The organism is Bradyrhizobium sp. USDA 4538 (genome assembly GCF_024171045.1).
GTDB lineage: Bacteria > Pseudomonadota > Alphaproteobacteria > Rhizobiales > Xanthobacteraceae > Bradyrhizobium > Bradyrhizobium australafricanum.
Genome location: NZ_JALJZE010000001.1, coordinates 4,996,990 through 5,017,041 on the forward strand (window position 1 = coordinate 4,996,990; position 20,052 = coordinate 5,017,041).

Here is a 20,052-nt window from a genome sequence, read left to right on the forward strand (position 1 = left end):
CGTTCTCGCCTACTGCTTCTCGATTCCGGCGTCGGCGATCAGCTTTTCCCACAGCACGAGCTGCTCCTTGAGGAACGCCTCGAACTCCTCGGGCGTGCCGGAGAATGCCTCCATGCCGCGCTCGGCGAGCTGGCTCTTGATATCCGGCCGCTCGATGATCTTGCGGATCTCCGCATTCAGCCTGACGACGACGTCCTTCGGCATGTTGGCGGGGCCGAGATAGCCCTGCCAGGAGGTGATATCGAAGCCCTTCACGGTGTCGTCCATCGTCGGCAGGTCCGGCAGCAGCGCCGACTTCCGCTTGGTGGTGACGGCGAGCGGCTTCAGCACCTTGGCGTTGACGTGCGGCAGCCCGGTCGGCACGTCGATGAACATCATCGAGATGCGGCCGGCGATGACGTCGGTCAGTGCCGGCGGTGAGCTCTTGTAGGGTACATGCAGCAGGTCGATGCCGGCGAGGCGCGCGAAGGTCGCGCCGGAGACGCTCGCCGACGACGAGCCGCTGGCGTAGCTGTACTTGCCCGGCTCCTTCTTGGCGAGCGCGATCAGCTCGGCGACCGAGTTCGCCGGGATGTCCGGATGGATCACCAGCATGAAGGGCAGGTCGCCGGTGCGCGCGATCGGCGTGAAATCCTTGATCGGATCGTAGTTCATGGTCTTGAGCAGATACGGATTGGCCGAGTGCGTCGTGTTCGTGGTGACGAACAGCGTGTAGCCGTCGGGGGCGGAGCGGGCGACATAGTTCGCCGCGATCGAGCCGTTGGCGCCGGCCCGGTTGTCGATCACCATGCCGACGCCGAGCGCAACGCCGAGCTCCTTGGAGATCAGCCGCGTCGTGGTGTCGGTGCCGCTGCCGGCGGCAAACGGCAGCACCAGTGTGATGTTGCGGGTGGGATAGGTCTGTGCAAGTGCCGTTCCGGATATCGCCGCAAGCGCGGCGGCGGCTGCGGCCGCCAGGCAGCAGTATCGTCTCAATCCCATCACCATGTCGTCGTCCCCCGCGCGGACCCTGAACAGGCCCATTGCGGCCGAAGCTAGCCCGGCCGCCATGGCTGCGGAAGCCGTGCCGGGAGCAGCCTTTCGCCGCATGGCTGCTCCCGGGCCTCGCAGGGGCGCGCTGCCAAAAATATCGAAAACAACCCCATGCAAAGGGGCCGGTGGCGGCCGGCGCTCGACCAGGCAGCTTGACACGTCGGGCAAATCAGCGTCATATTTCTAATATTCCGAAAGTCGGCCGTGCGTTACGATCCCGCCGGAAAGACCTGCGCGACGTGAAACGCCTTGGTGGTGATGAGCCACCGGCCGTCGATCCGATGAAACACCAGATGATCGATGAAGCCGGTTTGGCCGGCCCTGACGCGTACCTTGGCGATGGCCAGATCGGACGCGGTCTGGTCGATGCTGATGATGGCCTCCTCGCGCGGCGATTTCATCGACGCCGGCGAGGGACGGCTGCGGATGAAGTCGCGGAATTCCGCGGCCGACCGCACCGTGTGCTTGCCGTCCCGGATGCCGTGCACGATGCAGGCATCGGAGAAGACCTCGCGGAACCGGCTATCGTCGACGTCGTACATCAGGTTGAAATATCCATCGATCGCGGACGCGATGGCCTCGATGTCGATCATAGCAAAATCTCCTTGATGGATGATGTGGCGGTGGCCGCACCGGATCGAACCGGTGATCTGCGCCGACAGTGGCCGATATGATGGCGGAGTGCTACGACTGGGCGGTCATCTCTTGGATGACTGAAAGGCATCGGCATGGACGAAGTTGACGGTCGGCTGGTTGGCGGCCTGGTGGTCCTCGCGGCGCTGGCGAATGCGCGCAGTTTTGGCCGGGCCGCCGAACGGCTCGGCATGACGCAATCCGGGGTCAGCAAGGCGATCGCGAAGCTCGAGGCGCGCCTCGATGCCAGGCTGGTTCACCGCACGAGCCGCGCCGTCGAGCTCACCGAGGAAGGACGCGCGCTGTACGAGCGGGTTGCCGCGCATCTGGCCGGGATCGGCGAGGCGGCGGCGGAGACCTCGAAATCGCGCGATGCGGTTCGCGGCAGGCTGCGGGTCAATGTCGACCCGCTGTTCTCCCGCATGGTGCTGTCGCCGAAGCTGAGCGAGTTCCTGCTGCAGAATCCAGGCATGGAGCTGCGTATCGAGACCCGCGACCGGATCGCGGATCTGGTCAGCGACGGTTTTGATCTGGCGGTGCGTTTCGGCGAGCCGACGCCGTCGGCGCTGATTGCGCGCCGCGTACTCGATACACGCGTGCTCACCGTGGCCTCGCCGATCTATCTCGAACGACACGGCCGGCCGCTTGATCCGCGGGAGCTGGCAAGCCGCGACCATCAGTGCATCCATGCAATCGACGCGTCGACCGGGCGTCCCTTCGATTGGGAGTTTCGGCGCGGCGGCGAGGTCGTGCCGGTGGCGGTCAACGGGCGGCTCACCGTAACCGATTCAGGAACCAAGCTCGGCGCTTGCCTGGCCGGCTTCGGCATCGCGCAGGTGATCGATCTCGGCCTCGACGATCACCTGAGGAGCGGCGCGTTGATCGAGCTGTTTCCGGACTGGCCCGACGAGCGTTTTCCGCTCTACGTCTATTACGCCTCGCGTAACCACGTGCCGGCCAAGGTGAGGCGGTTTATCGACTTCATCACGGAAACGCTGGCGGCAAAGCCATATTCGCCACGCAAATCCGCCGGCTTGCGCAAGGTCAGCTAGCCGTATGCTCGGCGTCAGCTAGCGTTTCGCGGATCCTTGCCGCGAGGCGATGATGACGCCGGCGAGCACCAGCGCGTAGCCGATCAGATGGAACGGCGCGAGCGTCTCGCCGAGCAGCAGGATCGCCATCGCCGAGCCGAACACCGGCACCAGATGGAAGAACGGCGCGGCGCGGTTCGGGCCGATCAGCGCGACGCCGCGGTTGAAGAACAGATAGGCGAGCGTGGACGGGAAGATCAGCACATAGGCGAGCGTTGCGCCGGTCAGCAAGTCGAACTTCAGCGTCACGCCGTTGGCGAACTCCCAGGCCGCCACCGGCAGCAGCATCAGCGCACCGCAGCAGGTGGTGAACGAGATCAGCGAGAGCTGATGGATCTTCGGTCGCCGCGGGATCAGCGCCGAATAGAGCCCGAACGACACCAGCGAGGCGCCGAACATGATGTCGCCACGGTTGAAGCTGATGCCGGCGAGCGCGGAGAAGTCGCCGCGCAGGATGATGGTCAGCACGCCGGCCAGCGAGATCGCGATGCCGGCCAGCTGCGCCGGCGTCAGCCGCACGCCGAACAGGATCAGTGACCACAGCGCCACGAACAGCGGCCCCGCCGACTGGATCAAGAGCGCGTTGAGCGCCTCGGTATACTGCATCGCCCAGTAGGAGATCGCGTTGTTGAAGGCGAAGCCGACCGCGGACAGCAGCAGCATCAGCGGCAGGGCGCCGCGCAGCTTCGGCCAGTCCTGCTTCAGATGCGGCCAGGCGAACGGCAACAGGATCAGGAAGACGCCGAACCAGCGGATCGTGGTCAGCGTGACCGGCGGCACATGGCTGCCGACATGCCGCGCCAGCACGATGTTGGTGGCCCAGAACAGCGACGTCAGGCTGAGCAGCAGATAGGGCTGATTATTGAGCCAGTTGAGCGGCGAGCGGCGTGGCGTTGTGGCAGGTGCGGGTAAAGCGCGAAGGTCGGTCATTATTTGATGGATGTTGTGCCCGAATCCGGCACGGCGACAAGACGAAAGTGCGGATTGGAGCCATGCGTGGTCACACCGGTTGTTGTTCGCAGCGCTACGGCAGCTCAATTCCGTCATCCTGAGGAGCGCGGAGCGCGTCTCGAAGGATGGGCGGCCCGGCTGTGGCCGATTCATCCTTCGAGGCTCGCTCCGCTCGCACCTCAGGATGACGGGGATGGGTCTTCGTCGGCCCGCCGCCTATTTCTGCGGCCCCGACAGCGAGATGTCGCGCTCGGCGCGAAACACGTTGCTGTAGAGATTGGCGATCCATTGCCGTCCGCTCGAGGTGATGTTGAGGTAGCGGATCGCCTTCTGCACATGCGGCGCGACGCTGTCCCAGTAGAACCGCGGATAGCGCTCGACGAGATCGGCCGGCGAATCGTAGCCGAGCTGGCGGTTCAGTCCGGCCTCCTCGAATTCGATGTACAGCGCGTTGGCCTTGCGGATGTAGTGGGGGTCGCCGAGCTGGCCGATCAAATCGGCGGCCCGCAGCAGGGTGGCCTCTTCGCCGAAATCCTCATCGTCATCAGGGGCGCTCAGCGGAAAGCGGGTGCCTTCGATGGCACGCACAATGCGCTCCTTGTCGAGCAGGGTGACGCCCTTGAGCCGCTCCATCACGAAGATCTTGGAGCGGTCGACGTGGTAGGACATTAGTGCCGCATCCGACGAGCCGCGCGGCAGGATGATCTTGCGGCCGTCGGCCTCGACCAGATAGCCGTCCTGGCCGTCGGCCTCGAACAGCCCGCGCACATAGCCGATGTCATGGGTGAGGCAGGCGATGATGACATGGGCATAGTCTTCGGCGCTCATATGCGAGTGCAGCGCGCGGCCGCGCAGGATGTCGTGGCCGGCCAGCGTCACCAGCATGGTGTGCTCGACATTGTGATAGAGCGCGTCGCTGTTGCCGATGCATTCGAGCGCGATCCGGGCGATCGAGGGCACCATTTCCACCAGCTGGGTCTGCGAAGAGCCGAACCGGCGCTGCATGTACTCGCCGAGGAACTTGCCGAGCGCGTCGGCCGCTAGTTCTGGAAGGGTCATCACGGCCTTGACCTCCGAGAGCTGACCTGAGCTTACGGCTCGGCGGTATTTCAGGCTAGTCCCGCGATGTGACATAATCGTTGCGGCCGGACCGATGTGGCGGGAGTGACGGGCTTTGGGCGGGGGCGGGTGATGGGTGTCGATCTCTTGAACGTCAAAGGCTTGAACGAGCTGGACCGCGAGGCGCCGGTCGTGATGGTCAATCTGATGCGGTTTCGCGCGCGGTCGCTCGACGGCGAGGGCTCGGGCTGGGATGCCTATTTGCGCTACAGCGCGCTCACCGTCCCGATGATCAAGGCGCGCGGCGGCACGCTGCTGTGGACCGGCAGCGCCGAGACTGTCGCGCTGGGCGAGCCGGCCGGCCAGCGCTGGGATTATCTCGCGCTGGTCTACTACCCGAGCGTCGCCGCCTTCATCGACATGATGACCTCGGCCGACTACGAAGACCGCTGCGACCCGCATCGCCGCAACGGCTGCGAGGAGCACGTCATCATTGCGACGCGCGAGGCCTACAGCAAGTTCAAGCCTTCGTAGCACCGTCACCCTGAGGAGGCCGCAACGCGGCCGTCTCGAAGGGTCGACGGCCCGGCTGGGGCCGATTCATCCTTCGAGACGCCGCTTCGCGGCTCCTCAGGATGACGGGTTGATTAGCGGTGCCAGCGCCGCGTGGCAGGCGCTCTGCACGACACGGCAGACATCATCGCTCGACCGCCCCCCGCTCAGCGACGCGAAGGTCGGATAGCTCGTCAGTGCGAAGATCAGGTCGACGGCGTCGCTGCGGGCCTGCTGTGATGCGCTCTTGCCCGCGATGCGGTCGATCAATGCGGTGACGCCGCGGCGGCGGCGCTCGTTGCGCTCGCGCACGGCCTCGGCGAATTCGGGATCGGTCGCCATCGCGTCATGCAGCCGGCCGACCGCGGAATCCCGGCTCCAGAATCCGCAGAAGATCTCCACCATCCGGTCGAGCGCGGCGCGCGGATCGGCCATCGTCATGGCGTCGGCGAGCTGGTGCAGCCCGCCATGGCGCGCGATCTCGTCGAACACCGCCTCGAGCAGCCCGCGCCGCGAGCCGAACTGGTTGTAGACCGTCAGCCGGGTCACGCCGGCCGCTTTCGCCACCGTATCCAGCGAGAAGCGCGCGATGCTCTCGTCGCGCAATGTGCGCGAGGCGGCCTCGATCACGCGCTCGCGCGTCTCGGCGGCGGCGGCGCTGCGCGCCGGGCTCACATAGCTGCGCGGCGGCATCGGTTTGCCTTGCTTTCGTCAGATTGACTATACATTATGTATATCTAATTTCAATGCCCATCCGGAGCGACATCATGCAGACCGCCCTCATTATAGCGCTGTCCCTTCACGTCCTGTCATCGGTGTTTTGGGCCGGCTCAAGCTTCACCCTGGCGCGCACCGGCGGCCTCGGCGGCGAAAAGCTGCTGTTTCCGCAAATCGGCGCCGCGACGGTCGCGATCGTGACCGGCGGCACGCTCTGGCGCCTGGTCCACGAAGGCTCGTTCGGGCTGTCGGAGCAGATTCTGGCGGGCGGCGCGATCGCGGCGCTGGCCGCGATCGCCGTGCAGGTCATCGTCGGCGGCGGCGCGGTCCGGCAACTGCGCAGCAGCGCGGGCGATACCTCAGCCGCGCGCTCGCGCCTGGCGGTCGCCCAGCGCATCGCCGCCGGGCTGCTCGCGATCACCGCGCTGTGCATGGGCGCGGCGCGCTATGCGTGAGCCTGGAGCCTTTCCCGTTCCGATAGAATCGCAACGGGGCTCTAAAGCGCGATGAGATTGGGTTGAATCATCATCGCGCTTTAGCTCCTTGTTTGAGCATGATCTTTTCGGAAAACCGCTTCGCACTTTTCCGGATCATGCTTTGGACTCTTGTTGTGACGCGTTTTCTTCATGCGAACCGGTATCCACTTCGCTCGAAAACGCTCTAGAACTTCCGCACCAGGTCCGGGGTGATCTCTTTCAGGCTGCGGATGCCGAGCAGCGCGAGGTCGCGGTCGATCTCGGCATGCAGCAGCGAGATCGCGCGCGCCACGCCGGCCTCGCCGGCGACCACGGCGGCATAGAGGAACGGCCGGCCGACCCAGACGAAGTCCGCGCCGAGCGCCAGCGCCTTGATCACGTCGGTGCCGCGGCGGATGCCGCCATCGACCATCACGGTCATGTTGCCCTTCTGCGCCGCGATCTCCGGCAGCGTGCGCAAGCCGGAGACGGTGTAGTCGAGCTGGCGACCGCCATGGTTGGAGACCATGACGCCGTCGCAGCCATGCTCGCGCGCCAGCCGGGCGTCTTCCGGCGCGATCAGTCCCTTCACCACGAGCTTGCCGGGCCAGCGCTTGCGGATCAGCTCGACATGCTTCCAGGCCAGCTGGTCGCGGCTGCCGATGTTGCGCATCAAATTCTTGGACAGCACCGGCGGGCCCTGCTTAGCGTCCATGTTCTCGAAATGCGGCATGCCGTGGTTGAACACGGTGCGCGCCCAGGTGTTGAGCAGCCAGTCGGGATGGGTGATGGTGTCCCAGAACACCCGCGGCGTGATCTCGAGCGGCACCTGGAAGCCGTTGCGGATATTGTTCTCGCGGTTGGGCGGCACCGGCACGTCGGCGGTGACGACGAAGGTGTCGTAGCCGGCGGCGGCGACGCGGTCGACCAGCGGCTCGATCCGCTCGGGAAGGCCGGCGAGATAGGCCTGATACCAGGCCGAAGGATTGGCGGCGCGAACGTCCTCCAGCGTGATCAGCGAGGAGGCCGACAGGATCATCGGAACGTTGGCGGCGGCCGCGGCGCGCGTCAGCACGATGTCGCCGCGATAGGCGCACAGCGCGGACGAGCCCATCGGCGGAATGCCGAACGGCGAGGCGTAGGTCTTGCCGAACAGCGTCGCGGTCTGGTCGCGGCCGGAGACGTCCTGCAGCACCCGCGGCACGAAGCCGTATTCCTCGAACGCCCGGCGATTGTCGGTGCGGGCCATATCGGTCTCGGCGCCGCCGGAGATGTAGCCGTAGAGGAATTTCGGCAGCAGCCGGCGCGCCTGCGGCTCGAAATCGTGGAGCGTGAGATAGCGCCGCAGATGCCGCGGTACGGCGGGTGCTGCGCGGTTGACGGTTACGGGAGGCGGAGAGGGGGCTGCGGTCCGGTCGTGCACGTTGAGCGTTTCCGTTGTTCTTGGTTCTTGGTCGGAAGGCCAGACTAGAGCATGATCCGGAAAAGTGGATACCGGTTTTCCCTCGCGACAAACGCGGAACGCGTTTGCGCGGAGATCATGCTCAAACAAAGAGATGAGATCATGATGCGATTCCATGCAAACGCATCATGATCTAGCGCCTGCCGGCGGGCCCGACAAATTTCTCGTTGAACTTGTTGACGGACTGGCTGACGTCGCTGAGCGTCTTGCGGGTCTCGGCGATCATGGCGCTGGATTTCTTGTCGAAGCTCTGGATCAGCTCGCGCAGCGAGATCACGGTCGGCAGCAGCTCGCCGCCATATTTGTCGCTGCCGAAGCTTTTCAGGAACTTGTCGGCCGAGTTCATCTTGGCGTCGACCGCGCTGATGCCGTCGTCGGCGGCGTCGATGAAGCCGGCGATCAGCTCGCCATTGCCGGACAGCGAATTGGTGAAGTTCTCGAGCCCGAGCAGCGAGTCCTTGATGTCGGCCTCGTTCTCGCTGATGACGCGGTCGACATTGCGCAGCGCGACCCGCAGCTTCTCCTGGATCCCCATCGTGCCTTCGGCGTCGGCGGTCAGTTCGGGAATGCCGTCGGCGCCGAGCGTCGGCGGCGGCGCATCGTCGGTGCCGCCGGTGAAGGAGATCGAGGCGATCCCGGTCAGGCCCTGGAATTCGAGGCCGGCCTGGGTATCCTTCTTGATCGGGGCGTTGCCTTCGATCCGCGTCATCGCCACCACGCGGTGCCGGTCGAGCCTGATCGAGACCACCTCGCCGATCCGCACGCCGGCGAAGTTGACGCTGCCGCCGCGGCGCAGGCCGGAGGCCGAGCCCTCGAAGATGACGCGGAACGGCACCATCCGCTTGATGCCGGCATAGCGCTGATAGCCCAGCCAGCCGCCGAGCGAGCCGGCGACCAGGGCCAGCGTCAGGGTGCCGATCAAGAGATTGCTGGCGCGCGCCATGCGTAAAACCCGTCCGCGAAGCAGGTCTCAAGAGATAGCGGATTTGCCGCCGATAGTCACCGCGGGCTTTCCTCACCTCGCCCCGCTCGCGGGGTGAGGTCGGATCGCTTCGAAGATGCGATCCGGGTGAGGGGGAGTCTCCGCGAATTCATCTCGCTCCGTCTTTGCGGAGCGAGCCCCTCACCCTGACCCACTCCCCGTAAGAACGGCGAGAGGGAAGGATGGAGATATGCTCTTCCGACAGTCACGCCGCCGACTGCTTCCGCGACGCCGCGAAGACACCGGCCAGCACCAGCGCAAAGCCGATGAAGTGGAAGGCCTGCGGATGCTCGCCGATGAACACGATCGACATGATGGTGCCGAACACCGGAACCATGTGGAAGAACGGCGCGGCGCGGTTGGCGCCGATCAGCTGCACACCGCGGTTGAAGCACAGATAGGCCAGTGTCGAGGGGAACACCGCGACATAGAATAGCGACAGCAGGTTGTTGATCGTGAGCTGCATCACCGGACGCGTGCCGAGTTCCCAGATGTAGAGCGGGATCAGGACCAGCGCGCCGCAGCCGAAGGTGAAGGCGGCGACCGACAGGCCGTGGATTTTGGGCCGCTTCAGGGTCAGCACCGAATACAGCGCGAAGATCACCAATGCGACGATGAAGATCAGATCGCCCTTGTTGAACTCGATCTTCGACAGCGTCGTGAGATCACCGTGCAGCAGGATCACCAGCACGCCGGCGAGCGACAGCAGCACGCCGAACAATTGCGCCAGCGTCAGCCGTGCGCCGAGCAGGATCAGCGACCACAGCGCGACCACCAGCGGTGCCGCGGATTGCAGCAGCAGCGTGTTGAGCGCCTGGGTGTGCTCGAGCGCCCAGTATTGCAGCGTGTTGAAGGCGCTGATGCCGGTGATCGACATCAGCACCATGATGCCGAGATTGTTGCGGATCACCGGCCAGTCGCGGACGAGGTGCTTCCAGGCAAACGGCAGGATGATCAGGAATGCCGCCGACCAGCGCAGGAACGACAGCGTCACCGGCGGAATGTGGCCGGCGGCGAGGCGGCCGACGATCGCATTGCCGGCCCAGCACGTCGCGGTGATGCAGAGCAGCAGATAGGGCTGGTTGGCGATCCAGGAGCCGGCCGCAGGCGTTGATGTGGTGGAATCGGAGGCAGACATAAAGAGGGCCCGGGTTCACGACGCCGCGGCCTGCCCGGCTGGCACCGCCGGGCCGGTATGGATCTCCCCGGCTCGGATCACAGACACGGATTTCGTCATTCCATCAATGGGGATAGACGCATCGCGACCATGCGCGAAGACCCCTTCACCAAGGCAGCAACAGCGCCTGGCCGGGCCAGCCCCGCGCCGGTCGCGCAGGGGATCGAACGTTTGGTCCTAGCCGGTCTCCGGCGGCGTGGTCTGGCGCTTGACGATCTGCTCGGCGAGCTCGATCAGGATCCGCTTGGTGTCGGGGTCCTGCACGTCGCGAAACACCCGCAGCATGCGCAGTTCGAGCAGGGACTGCAGCGACTCCGCCGTCTGGCCGGCTTGCGTCGGCGCTGCCGTGACCGGCCGGCGATTGAGGATGTCGGCGGCGATTCCGAGCATCTCGGCTACGGTCGCCAGGCGACCGGTATCGATCTTCACCGTGCCGTCGACGCCGTTCTTTTGCAGGGAGGCCCCTGCGCACAGGATCTCGGCGAGATCCGCCTGCGACAGCCCGATGGCGCGCCAGCGCGCCTGCACCAATTGGTCGATCTGGTCGTCCTGTGATGTGCTCATGATGCGTTCAGACCATCTCCAGCTAGGTCCGTGGACAGCATTTCCGCTACAAAAGTTGGTAGCAAATGAACCGGCGGTTCGTCGCGATGGGACTTCTACGGATCATGCGGCTGGACGACGGGTCCTGCCGTACCGGGCAACGTGCAGGATGATCCGCGCCTCGACGCCAGCCGGGCAGTCGCGCCGGACGGGCACCGGAGTGCGCACCCTGGTCTGGGATGCTCGCATCAGCGTCATCCGGCCACGGCCCTTATTATCAAGACCGTCCGCGAATGCAATCAGGGGGCGACCGGGGAGATGAACCCAACCGAATGTGTGACCGCGCCACATATCACGGTGTCTGGTCCTGGCAGGGCGATGCGGTCGGCATGGCGGCAGCCCCGGGAGCGCCGCCATGGCTGCGCGGCGCCGCTCACAAATCGATGATCCCGAGCGCGATGCTCTTGGCCACCCCATGGGTCTTGTTGGATGCCTCGAGCTTCCGCAGCGCCTGCTTGATGAAGCCTTCCACCGTCTCCGGCGAAATGCCGAGGATCTGCGCGGTGTCGGCCACGGTCTTGCCGCGCGCCGCCCAGGCGATCACTTCCTTTTCCCGGCCGGTGAGCTTGATGGTTTCGGCGGCGTCCGCGGGCTTGAGGATGGTCGGCGCGTTGCGCTGGTCGCGGTTGACGATGTCCATCGCCCGCTGCACCCAATAGATCATCAACAGATGCAGTTCATGGCGATGGCAGACGAACAGCTTGTCGAAGTCGCGCGGCTCGTCTTCCCAGAAGAACACCGTCGAGCTCGAATGCACCGCGCCGAGCCGGTCGCGATAGTGGAAGGGAACGACGAAGCCGTCCTTGAATCCGAACTCCCGGGCGGCATCCATCGTCTTGACCTCGGGCGGTCGCTTGCGTCCGCTTCGCTCCGGCAGCTTCAGGCTGCTCCAGCTGAACGGCGTGTTGGTGCGTCGTGACCGCGCCAGCGCCGGATCGGCATGAACGAACTCGTTCTGCACATACGCCCGCTTCCAGGCGTCGGGAAATGTGCCGATATGATAGGGCAGATCAAGGTCGGGCCGGCCGGCATCGACAAAGGCAAAGCCCGAGAAGCCGTAATTCTGGACAACGCGATGCAATGACGAGCTGAGCTCGTCGATGGTATCCGACGCCTCGATGGTCGAAATCGCGTCTACCAGGCCCATTGACGAAAACCCCCGGTTTTAGGGGGTACCACAGTTAACCCCTTTTGTTCCAGATGTTCCCGCATTTGGAGGAAGGGACAAATGCTTCATTCATTGGACGGCTACCACGCCCTCATTACCAGGGAAGAGCTTGATCCGGCGCATGTCGGGGCGATGTTGCGGCTGCGCAAGCGCCTGTTCGTCGACCATTGCGGCTGGCTTCTGACCACGGTCGGGGATATCGAACGCGATCAGTTCGACTGCTGGTATACCGAGCACTGCCTGTTGTTCTCCGGCGTCGAGCTCGTCGGCGGCTTCCGGGCCATCCGCACCGATTATCCCTATCTCACCAAGTCGGTCTTCTCGCAGCTTGCGCTGCGTCGCTTTCCGAGCAGCCGCGACGCCTGGGAGATCAGCCGTTTCGGCGTGCTGCCGAACGTCGCGAGGTCGCAGGCCGCACGCGTGAACTATGCGCTGATGTTCCGCTTCGCCGAGCTGCGCGGAGCGAAGGCGCTCGTCGCGCTGGCCGACCTCTCCTATGAGCGTTTTCTCACCCGGATGGACATCCGCACCCGCCGCTACGGCCCGCCGCAGGTGATCGGCAATGATCGCACGGGCCGCCCGCTGACGGCGCTCGCCGGAGAAATTCCGCTCGGTCTCGCCGCCAATCCCGGCCTGACCAAATTCCTCGACCTTGGACGGCAATTGGAGATCCACGATGCTTCACATGTTCTCGGACGTTCGAGCATTCCAGCGTGATCCGCTGCGTCTGCTGCTGACGCGCGGCAACGAGTCCGCGCTGGGGCTGGTGCCGTTGCAGCTCGGTCCCGCGCCGGTGTTCCTGGTGAACGATCCGGATCTGCTGCGCCCGATCCTCAAGGCGCCGGAGACCGACATCGGAAAGGGCAAGCTGATCAAGAAGCTGACGCCGGTGCTCGGCCGCAGCTCGCTGATGCTGAGCGGCGAGGAGCACAAGCGGCGGCGAGCGGTGCTGCAGAAGCACATGGCCAAGGGCAGCGTCGAGAAATTCCTGCCGCATATGTGCGCCGAGATCCGCGCGGTCGGCGCCAGCCTGGCGCGGCTCGGATCGTTCGATCCGCACCATATCACCGCGATGCTGGCGCTGCGGACGATCTGCGTCGCGATCTTCGGCTCCCAGGTGATGTCGTCCGGCGACGAGGAAGCCCTGGTTCAGGCGGTGGGCGCGATCGAGGACGATCTTGCGGAAGAGATGTTCCGCGCGTTGCCGTTCGGTCCGGTGGCCTGGTATCGGCGGCGCAAGAACCGGGTCTGTGCCAAGCTTGCGATGTCGACGGTGGTGCAACGTCTGCGCCGCAAGGCCGGCTCGAGCAGTGCGCTGCGCGATCTCGAGGCGCTCGGCCTGACCGATCGCGATCTCGAGGACGAGATCCTGACATTGCTGCTGGCCGGCCATCACACCACAGGTTCGACTGCGGCGTGGATGTTCTACCAGATGGCCACCAATCCCGCCCTGATGGACGAGATTGCCGACGAGGCGGCGGAGTGCCTCGGCGACGACGGCGAGCTGCGGCTCGAGGCGGTGAAGCGCGCCAATCTGAGCGCGACGTTGGTCAAGGAGGTCTGCCGGCTCTACCCCAGCGCCTGGTGGTTCTCGCGCGAGGTGATGCAGCCGGTGACGATCGGCGGGCGCGATCTCAAGGTCGGCACCTCGCTGTTGATCTGCCCCTGGCAGCTGCAGCGCGATCCCCGGCATTTCGAGGATCCGGACCGCTTCCTGCTGACGCGGCGCTACAACACCGACGCCTACATCCCGTTCGGCGCCGGTCCGCGCGCCTGCGCCGGGATGGGGGTTGCGATGCTCGAGCTGCAACTGCTCGCGCTCGAGATCGCCGCGGCCTATCGCTTCACCGGCGTCAGCCCGAATCCGGCGCCATGGCCGAAAGCCTCGGTGACGCTGATTCCCCCGCCGATGACCATCGACATCGAAATCCGCGAGATGCGCCCGCGCATCCCGCATCTCGGCGACGAAGCCGGGCATCTGCCGTACATCCCAACCGTGGGTGCGGCGTCCATCAGCACACTACAATCGGTATCCCAATGACAACTCAGCTAACAACGGCCGGCGCCGGGCAAAGGGCCATGGATCAAGTGCAAGTGCGCAGTTTGCGCGACGTCATCGCTGTCTTGATCGAGCAGCGCAGCATCGTGAGGGCGGCCGGCGCAAGCTTCGCCGCGCATCTGCTCGACCTCGCGATCATGCAGCTGCGGCTCAACGTCAACGATATTACGGCCGAGGAATTATCCGGTCTGTCCGACTTCGTCGGCGCGGAGTTCATGAGGGACAAATCCTCGCATTGATCGCGGCGGCCGGTCTTCGGATCAGTCTCGCGCAGGATCGGTCTCGCGCAGGCTCAGCCTTGCGTAGGATCAGTCCTGCGTCGCCACCAGCGCCTTCATCGTGGCGCCGGCGGCAAGCGCGGCGTCGTTCGGATCGATCTCGATCTGCAGGCCGCGCTGGCCGCCATTGACGAAGACCGTGACGTGGGTGAGGGCGGTCTCGTCGATCGCGGTCGGCACCTTCTTCTTCTGGCCGAACGGGCTGATGCCGCCGACATGATAGCCGGTCAGCCGCTCGGCATCGGCCGGGCGCATCATCCTGGCCGACTTGCCGCCGAGGGCGGCGGCAAGCTTCTTCATGCTGACCTCGCAGTCGGACGGCACCACGGCGCAGACCGGCTTGCCGTCGACCTCCGCCATCAGCGTCTTGAGCATGCGATTCGGGTCGACGCCGAGCGCCTCGGCCGCCTGCAGCCCGATGCTCTCGGCGCTGGAATCGTAGACATAGGTGTGAAGCTTGAAGGCAATGCCGAGCTTGCGCAGCGCCATCGTCGCTTGGGTGGAATTGGGCATGGACCCTGCCGGTTAATCTAGGTGAATGATCGCCGTAATAGGAGCTGCGATCAATCCACAGCAGGTCCGGCGTCACGTTGCCGTAACATTAAATTCCCGCCAGCCCGGTGCGGCCGGGCGCAGCATGGAATTTAATGGGGATATCAAAGGGTTGTAGGTCGTCTAAAAGGCGTAAACGAGCCCCTTCTTGCTTGCGCAGCCGAGCCGCTTCCTTTATCCGGTAGGCGCCTTGCGTGCGCGCGGCCGGGCGCCGCGATTTAGGCTGGGCATATCAATGCAGGTCGCTGTGGGCGGACGCGTTTTCGCCGCGATCATGGTCTGAAACACCTGAAGGGAACATCTTCGCAATGGCCAATGTTGTCGTCGTCGGCGCCCAATGGGGTGACGAAGGGAAGGGCAAGATCGTCGACTGGCTGTCGGAACAGGCCGACATCGTCGTGCGCTTCCAGGGCGGCCACAATGCCGGCCATACGCTCGTGATCAATGGCGAGACCTACAAGCTGGCGCTGCTGCCCTCCGGCGTGCTGCGCCCGAACAAGCTCGCGGTGATCGGCAATGGCGTGGTGTTCGATCCGCAGGCCTTCCTCGACGAAGTCGCCAAGCTGAAGGGGCAGGGCGTGGCGGTCGGACCGGACAATCTGCGGATCGCCGAGAACGTCACGCTGATCCTGCCGCTGCATCGCGAGCTCGACGCCTTGCGCGAATCGTCCAACGCCATCACCTCGATCGGCACGACCCGCCGCGGCATCGGCCCGGCCTATGAGGACAAGGTCGGCCGCCGCGCCATCCGCCTGATGGACCTCGCCGACCTCGACACCCTGCCGCACAAGATCGAACGCCTGCTGGCGCATCACAATGCGCTGCGCCGCGGCCTCAACCTCGCGGAGATCGACGGCAAGAGCATCCTGAGCGAGCTGTCAGCGATGGCGCCGAAGCTATTGCCCTATGCCGAGACGGTGTGGCGGCTGCTGGACCTCAAGCGCCGCGAGGGCAAGCGCATCCTGTTCGAGGGCGCGCAGGGCGCGCTGCTCGACGTCGACCACGGCACCTATCCCTATGTGACGTCGTCCAACACAGTGGCGGCGCAGGCCGCGACCGGCACCGGCCTCGGCCCGGGCGCGGTCGGCTATGTGCTGGGCATCTGCAAGGCCTACACCACCCGGGTCGGCCAGGGTCCGTTCCCGACCGAGCTGAACGACGAGATCGGCGAGGAAATCGGCCGTCGCGGCAAGGAATTCGGCGTCAATACCGGGCGCAAGCGCCGGGTCGGCTGGTTCGATGCCATGCTGGTGCGACAGACTGTCCGCACCTGCGGAATTGCCGGGCTGGCGCTGACCAAGCTCGATATTCTGGACGGGTTCGACAGCATCAAGGTCTGCATCGGCTACAAGCTCGACGGCAAGGAGATCGACCATCTGCCGGCGGGCGAGGGCGCGCAGGCCCGGGTCGAGCCGATCTATGAGATCATCGAGGGCTGGAAACAGCCGACCGCCAATGCGCGGTCCTGGGCGGACCTGCCGGCCCAGGCCATCAAGTACGTTCGCCGGGTCGAGGAACTGGTGGGGTGTCCGATCGCCCTGCTGTCCACCAGCCCGGAGCGTGAAGATACTATTCTGGTACAGAATCCGTTCGAGGCTTAACGGGATATTACCTATATCCCTCCAATTGTGTGGAAATGGCTGACTACTACCCGCTGATCGCCCGTGCCATCGCCGGATTGGACCCCAACGCCCCCGGCGAAGCCCGCCGTGCGCTGTATGCGCGGGCGCGAACGGCGTTGATCCAGCAGCTCCGCGGCGTGCAGCCGCCGCTCTCCGAGTCCGAGATCACCCGCGAACGGCTGTCGCTGGAAGAGGCGGTTCGCAAGGTCGAGTCCGAGGCCGCGCAGCGCGCCCGCGAGGCCTCGCGCCCCGGCGGTGCTGCCGCCGCTGTCCGCGGCAGCCGCGCCAATGCCCGGCCGCCCGAGGCCAGTCCCGCCGACACTGCCGCGCGCCCGCGGCCCCCGGCCGACCCCCGTCCGCCGCGCAATCTGCGCCCCGACACACCGCTGCCGGCCCCGCCGCGGCCGCAGAACCCGCCGGTCCCGCCCGAGACCCAGGCGCCGCCGGCCCGGCCGGGCCCGCCCCGCCGCGGTCCGGAAGGTGCGCCGCCGCCGGTGCCGCCGGCCGCGCCGGGCGTGCGCGGCTTCCGCGACATCACCGCCGATGCCGACGATCTCGGCCGTGCCGCGGCGCAAGCCAGCCGCAACGCGCGCAAGACCTACGCCAACGTGCCGTCGCCCTCGCCGGAATTCGATCGGCTCGAGCCGAGCCTTGAGAATCGCGGCGGCGATCCCGAGGCGCCGTATTCCTACGACGAGTCGATCGAGGAGGCCGAGCGCTACACCCCGCAGCCGCCGCAAGGTCCGCCGCCGCAGCGGTCGCGGGCCGGCAACGGCGAGCGCGAGCCGAAGAAGCCGCCGCGCGTCGGCTCGATGTTCCCGTTCAAGACCGCGATCGTGATCGGCATCCTGCTGATCCTGGTCGGCACCGGCATCCTGTTCCGGCAGCAGGCCATGACCCTCGTCAGCAGCCTGCTCAAATCCTCGGCCCCGGTCGAGGCGCCGAAGGATGCCGCGTCGACGCCTGCGAGCAAGAAGATCACCGACCGCGTCGGCCAGCCCTCGTCGTCGGGCGAGACGGTCGCCCCGGTGGCGCAGCGCGTGGTGCTGTATGACGAGGACCCGTCGGATCCGAAGGGCAAGCAGTATGTCGGTTCGGTGGTCTGGCGCACCGAGCAGGTCAAGGGATCGGGCAACCAGAAGCCCGACATCGCCGTGCGCGCCGACATCGACATTCCCGATCGCAAGTTCAAGATGACGATGTCGTTCCGCCGCAACACCGATTCATCGCTGCCGGCGAGCCATACCGCGGAATTGACCTTCATCCTGCCGCAGGACTTCGCCAATGGCGGCGTCGGCAACGTGCCGGGCATCCTGATGAAGTCGAACGAGCAGGCACGCGGCACGCCGCTGGCCGGGCTCGCGGTCAAGGTCACCGACGGCTTCTTCCTGGTCGGCCTCTCCAATGTCGACGCCGACCGCTCGCGCAACCTGCAGCTCCTGAAGGAGCGCTCCTGGTTCGACGTGCCGCTGGTCTACACCAACCAGCGCCGCGCCATCATCGCGATCGAAAAGGGCGCCCCCGGCGAGCGAGCCTTCAACGAGGCGTTCGCGGCGTGGGGTGAGTAGCGGCCTTAGCTCTCGCCCCGGTCGCCAGCAATGTCGTCGCCCGGCTTCGTCCGGGCGATTCCGTATCGCAGCAAGATCAGCGGCTGTTGCAGCGCATCGACGTGCAGAGCTCCGGAACATCGCCGCGACTTTCGATTTTTCCCTAGAACCGTCGCGCGACCGCGTTACACTTGGTTGACGTCGGGCAAGGGCACGCCATGAAACGCTATCTGATCTTCGCAGCCATCGGGCCGTTCATCGGCGGCTTCCTGCTGCTGCTCATGACCACCTATCAGTCCGGCTACTGGACCGAGACCAGCGGCGGCGAGGTGACCAAGCTGCTCGTCGTGTTCGTGAAGTCGCTGCAATACAATTATCTGTTCGGCATCGTGCCGTCGCTGATGTTCGGTGCGATCGACGACATCCTGATGCATGTGAGGCGGATCGCGCCGGTGGTGCGGATGCTGCTCGTTGGTGCGGTGGCGTTCGTCGGCGCGGCGCTGACCTACGCCTCGCACGGCTCCGAAAGCGGCGCGGTGCAGTTCATCCTGTACGGAATGGTCGGCTTCATCCCGGGCGTGATCACGTCCTGGCTGGCGCACAAATATGCCGAAGAGCTGCACGCGCCGGCGCAGCCGGCTTCCCAGCATTAGGGCAGGTGCTCAGTACCAAGGGAAAAGCAGAAGTCGCGTTCGGCGACTTCTGACCCAACCGCGAAATGAGCACGTCGCGATCGGACAAGGGCCGCGCTCAACGCCCGGCGCGGAATAGATCGCCCCTTGCAGTAATCGTATCAGCGCGCGAGACGCCGGAGGTCCGGCTACCTTCACACAACTGTCACATCATCGTCATGCAAACGTAGTCCCAATGTCATGTCCGCGTTCGTCCTCGTGACCCGCGGCCGCCCGGGGCAGTGGCGATGCCGATCCCGGGCCTGCTCTATTCTGTGTTCGCGCATTTATTTCAGCCGTCGCTGCAGACGACCGGGACGTACGGGATCTGCGTCCGGATTCGGGGAAAGGAATTTCGAGTGGCAGATGCAAGCTTCAGCCTTCTGACGGGCAACAGTATCGAAACGCGCCTGGTCCGAGCCGGCGGCATTATCTTTCGCGAGGGCGAGCAGGCCAACGAGCTCTTCGTGATCAAGAGCGGCTATGTGCGCATTCAGGTCGGCAACAAGACGATGGCGGATCTGGCGCCCGACACGATCTTTGGCGAGATGGCGTTGATCGACAATGAGCCAAGGAGCGCGACCGCCACGGCGCTCACGGATGTCGAGCTCGTCCCGGTTTCGGAAAAGCAGTTTCTCTTCCTCGTGAGCCAGACGCCGCATTTTGCCCTGAAGGTCATGCGGACGCTGGCGCAGCGGCTCAGAACCATGAACAAGGGCGTCTACTGAAGCGAGCGCGGCAGAGCCTCGAGGTAATAGGCCTTGAAGGTGACACAGTGGTAATGTGACGCAACTTGAACCGCCTGCCTGCGTTACCATGTGATGGCCATGCCCGAGGACGACATCTTCACGCCCCACGCCGCGCGATCGCGGCCGCCCTTTGGCGGCGCGCAGGCGCGCGGCAAGGTCATCGACCAGGACGGGCGCGAGCTCGCCGATGGCCTGCTGCATCCGCAGTTCCAAGGTTTTCAGGGAGCCTTTCAGGAAGGCTTCCAGTTCGACTTCCGCAACTCCTCCGCCAACCCGTTCGGCAATCTGACCCGCGAGCAGCGGCTGCAGCGGCTGGAGATGATCGCAAAACTACTCGACGTCGCCTTCATCGTTCCGGGCACCAATGTGCGCTACGGCATCGACGGGCTGATCGGCCTGATCCCGGTGGTCGGCGATATCATCACCACCGCGATCTCGCTATGGCTGGTGCGCGAGGCGCGTCTGCTGGGCGCGCCCTGGCACATCACCGCGCGGATGCTCGCCAACGTCGCCGTCGACGGCGTGATCGGCATGGTGCCGGTGGCGGGCGATGCCTTCGACGTCATGTTCCGCGCCAATATCCGCAATGTGCGGATGCTGCGGCGCTGGCTCGACAAGCAGCCGCGATTTTAACTCTCAAAACAAAAGCCCCCGGATCGATCCGAGGGCTTTTCGTTGAGCGAAGAGCAGAA

General features: G+C 65.3%; 22 protein-coding genes. 11 read left to right on the forward strand and 11 right to left on the reverse strand.

The window, feature by feature from the left end; genetic code table 11:
- Positions 1-9 precede the first annotated feature (9 nt).
- Complete coding sequence (locus J2R78_RS22605; RefSeq protein ID WP_253609884.1) at positions 10-987, reverse strand: tripartite tricarboxylate transporter substrate binding protein; 978 nt, start codon at positions 985-987, stop codon at positions 10-12.
- Positions 988-1,241: 254 nt separating this feature from the next.
- Complete coding sequence (locus J2R78_RS22610) at positions 1,242-1,625, reverse strand: nuclear transport factor 2 family protein (RefSeq protein ID WP_253606898.1); 384 nt, start codon at positions 1,623-1,625, stop codon at positions 1,242-1,244.
- A gap of 135 nt (positions 1,626-1,760) precedes the next feature.
- Here J2R78_RS22610 and J2R78_RS22615 point away from each other — a divergent pair, with 135 nt between their 5' ends.
- A complete protein-coding gene (locus tag J2R78_RS22615) occupies positions 1,761-2,717 on the forward strand; it encodes a LysR family transcriptional regulator (protein WP_253606899.1) in 957 nt (318 codons plus the stop codon).
- Positions 2,718-2,735: 18 nt separating this feature from the next.
- Here the strand turns inward: J2R78_RS22615 and J2R78_RS22620 are convergent, their stop codons facing one another.
- Positions 2,736-3,686, reverse strand: a complete 951-nt coding sequence (locus J2R78_RS22620) for a DMT family transporter (protein ID WP_253606900.1) — start codon at positions 3,684-3,686, stop codon at positions 2,736-2,738.
- 237 nt (positions 3,687-3,923) lie between these two features.
- Positions 3,924-4,769 (reverse strand): metal-dependent phosphohydrolase, encoded by an 846-nt coding sequence (locus J2R78_RS22625; protein WP_253606901.1) that lies wholly within the window; start codon positions 4,767-4,769, stop codon positions 3,924-3,926.
- Between the two features lie 129 nt (positions 4,770-4,898).
- Here J2R78_RS22625 and J2R78_RS22630 point away from each other — a divergent pair, with 129 nt between their 5' ends.
- Positions 4,899-5,300 carry a DUF1330 domain-containing protein gene (locus tag J2R78_RS22630; RefSeq protein ID WP_253606902.1) on the forward strand — a complete coding sequence of 134 codons (402 nt, stop codon included), beginning with the start codon at positions 4,899-4,901 and terminating at the stop codon, positions 5,298-5,300.
- A gap of 96 nt (positions 5,301-5,396) precedes the next feature.
- Here J2R78_RS22630 and J2R78_RS22635 read toward each other — a convergent pair whose 3' ends face one another.
- Positions 5,397-6,011, reverse strand: a complete 615-nt coding sequence (locus J2R78_RS22635) for a TetR/AcrR family transcriptional regulator (RefSeq protein ID WP_253606903.1) — start codon at positions 6,009-6,011, stop codon at positions 5,397-5,399.
- 74 nt (positions 6,012-6,085) lie between these two features.
- On the opposite strand from J2R78_RS22635, the gene J2R78_RS22640 reads away from it, so the two are divergent.
- Positions 6,086-6,490: a hypothetical protein gene (locus J2R78_RS22640; RefSeq protein WP_076830096.1), complete on the forward strand. Its 405-nt coding sequence runs from the start codon at positions 6,086-6,088 to the stop codon at positions 6,488-6,490.
- A 205-nt stretch (positions 6,491-6,695) separates the two neighbouring features.
- Here the strand turns inward: J2R78_RS22640 and J2R78_RS22645 are convergent, their stop codons facing one another.
- The 5 genes from J2R78_RS22645 to J2R78_RS22665 form a co-directional block, all read right to left on the reverse strand.
- Entirely contained in the window at positions 6,696-7,913 is a 1,218-nt protein-coding gene (locus tag J2R78_RS22645) for an alpha-hydroxy-acid oxidizing protein (protein ID WP_253606904.1), read from the reverse strand.
- Between the two features lie 172 nt (positions 7,914-8,085).
- Positions 8,086-8,895, reverse strand: coding sequence for an MlaD family protein (locus J2R78_RS22650; protein ID WP_225161409.1), 810 nt, complete (start codon positions 8,893-8,895; stop codon positions 8,086-8,088).
- 244 nt (positions 8,896-9,139) lie between these two features.
- Positions 9,140-10,072 (reverse strand): DMT family transporter, encoded by a 933-nt coding sequence (locus tag J2R78_RS22655; RefSeq protein WP_253606905.1) that lies wholly within the window; start codon positions 10,070-10,072, stop codon positions 9,140-9,142.
- A 216-nt stretch (positions 10,073-10,288) separates the two neighbouring features.
- On the reverse strand, positions 10,289-10,675 hold the full coding sequence (locus tag J2R78_RS22660) for a hypothetical protein (protein WP_028343499.1): 387 nt from the start codon (positions 10,673-10,675) through the stop codon (positions 10,289-10,291).
- 412 nt (positions 10,676-11,087) lie between these two features.
- On the reverse strand, positions 11,088-11,861 hold the full coding sequence (locus J2R78_RS22665; RefSeq protein WP_016842683.1) for a LuxR family transcriptional regulator: 774 nt from the start codon (positions 11,859-11,861) through the stop codon (positions 11,088-11,090).
- An 81-nt stretch (positions 11,862-11,942) separates the two neighbouring features.
- Here J2R78_RS22665 and J2R78_RS22670 point away from each other — a divergent pair, with 81 nt between their 5' ends.
- Genes J2R78_RS22670 through J2R78_RS22680 form a run of 3 tightly spaced genes read left to right on the forward strand, consistent with a single transcriptional unit; the run spans position 11,943 to position 14,180 of the window.
- On the forward strand, positions 11,943-12,599 hold the full coding sequence (locus J2R78_RS22670) for an acyl-homoserine-lactone synthase (protein WP_253606906.1): 657 nt from the start codon (positions 11,943-11,945) through the stop codon (positions 12,597-12,599).
- Complete coding sequence (locus tag J2R78_RS22675) at positions 12,559-13,923, forward strand: cytochrome P450 (RefSeq protein WP_253606907.1); 1,365 nt, start codon at positions 12,559-12,561, stop codon at positions 13,921-13,923. The genes J2R78_RS22670 and J2R78_RS22675 overlap by 41 nt, the downstream gene beginning before the upstream one ends.
- A 38-nt stretch (positions 13,924-13,961) precedes the next feature.
- Entirely contained in the window at positions 13,962-14,180 is a 219-nt protein-coding gene (locus J2R78_RS22680) for a hypothetical protein (RefSeq protein ID WP_016842680.1), read from the forward strand.
- A gap of 69 nt (positions 14,181-14,249) precedes the next feature.
- On the opposite strand, the gene ybaK is transcribed toward J2R78_RS22680, so the two are convergent.
- Entirely contained in the window at positions 14,250-14,732 is a 483-nt protein-coding gene (gene ybaK, locus J2R78_RS22685) for a Cys-tRNA(Pro) deacylase (protein WP_028333475.1), read from the reverse strand.
- Positions 14,733-15,079: 347 nt separating this feature from the next.
- On the opposite strand from ybaK, the gene J2R78_RS22690 reads away from it, so the two are divergent.
- From J2R78_RS22690 to J2R78_RS22710, 5 genes are all read left to right on the forward strand, one after another.
- Entirely contained in the window at positions 15,080-16,372 is a 1,293-nt protein-coding gene (locus J2R78_RS22690; protein WP_016842678.1) for an adenylosuccinate synthase, read from the forward strand.
- Between the two features lie 35 nt (positions 16,373-16,407).
- Complete coding sequence (locus J2R78_RS22695) at positions 16,408-17,961, forward strand: hypothetical protein (protein WP_253606908.1); 1,554 nt, start codon at positions 16,408-16,410, stop codon at positions 17,959-17,961.
- A gap of 197 nt (positions 17,962-18,158) precedes the next feature.
- A complete protein-coding gene (locus J2R78_RS22700) occupies positions 18,159-18,593 on the forward strand; it encodes a DUF5413 family protein (protein WP_028343492.1) in 435 nt (144 codons plus the stop codon).
- A 266-nt stretch (positions 18,594-18,859) separates the two neighbouring features.
- Entirely contained in the window at positions 18,860-19,339 is a 480-nt protein-coding gene (locus J2R78_RS22705) for a Crp/Fnr family transcriptional regulator (protein ID WP_253606909.1), read from the forward strand.
- A 93-nt stretch (positions 19,340-19,432) separates the two neighbouring features.
- Positions 19,433-19,993, forward strand: a complete 561-nt coding sequence (locus tag J2R78_RS22710) for a DUF4112 domain-containing protein (RefSeq protein ID WP_253606910.1) — start codon at positions 19,433-19,435, stop codon at positions 19,991-19,993.
- Positions 19,994-20,052 lie beyond the last annotated feature (59 nt).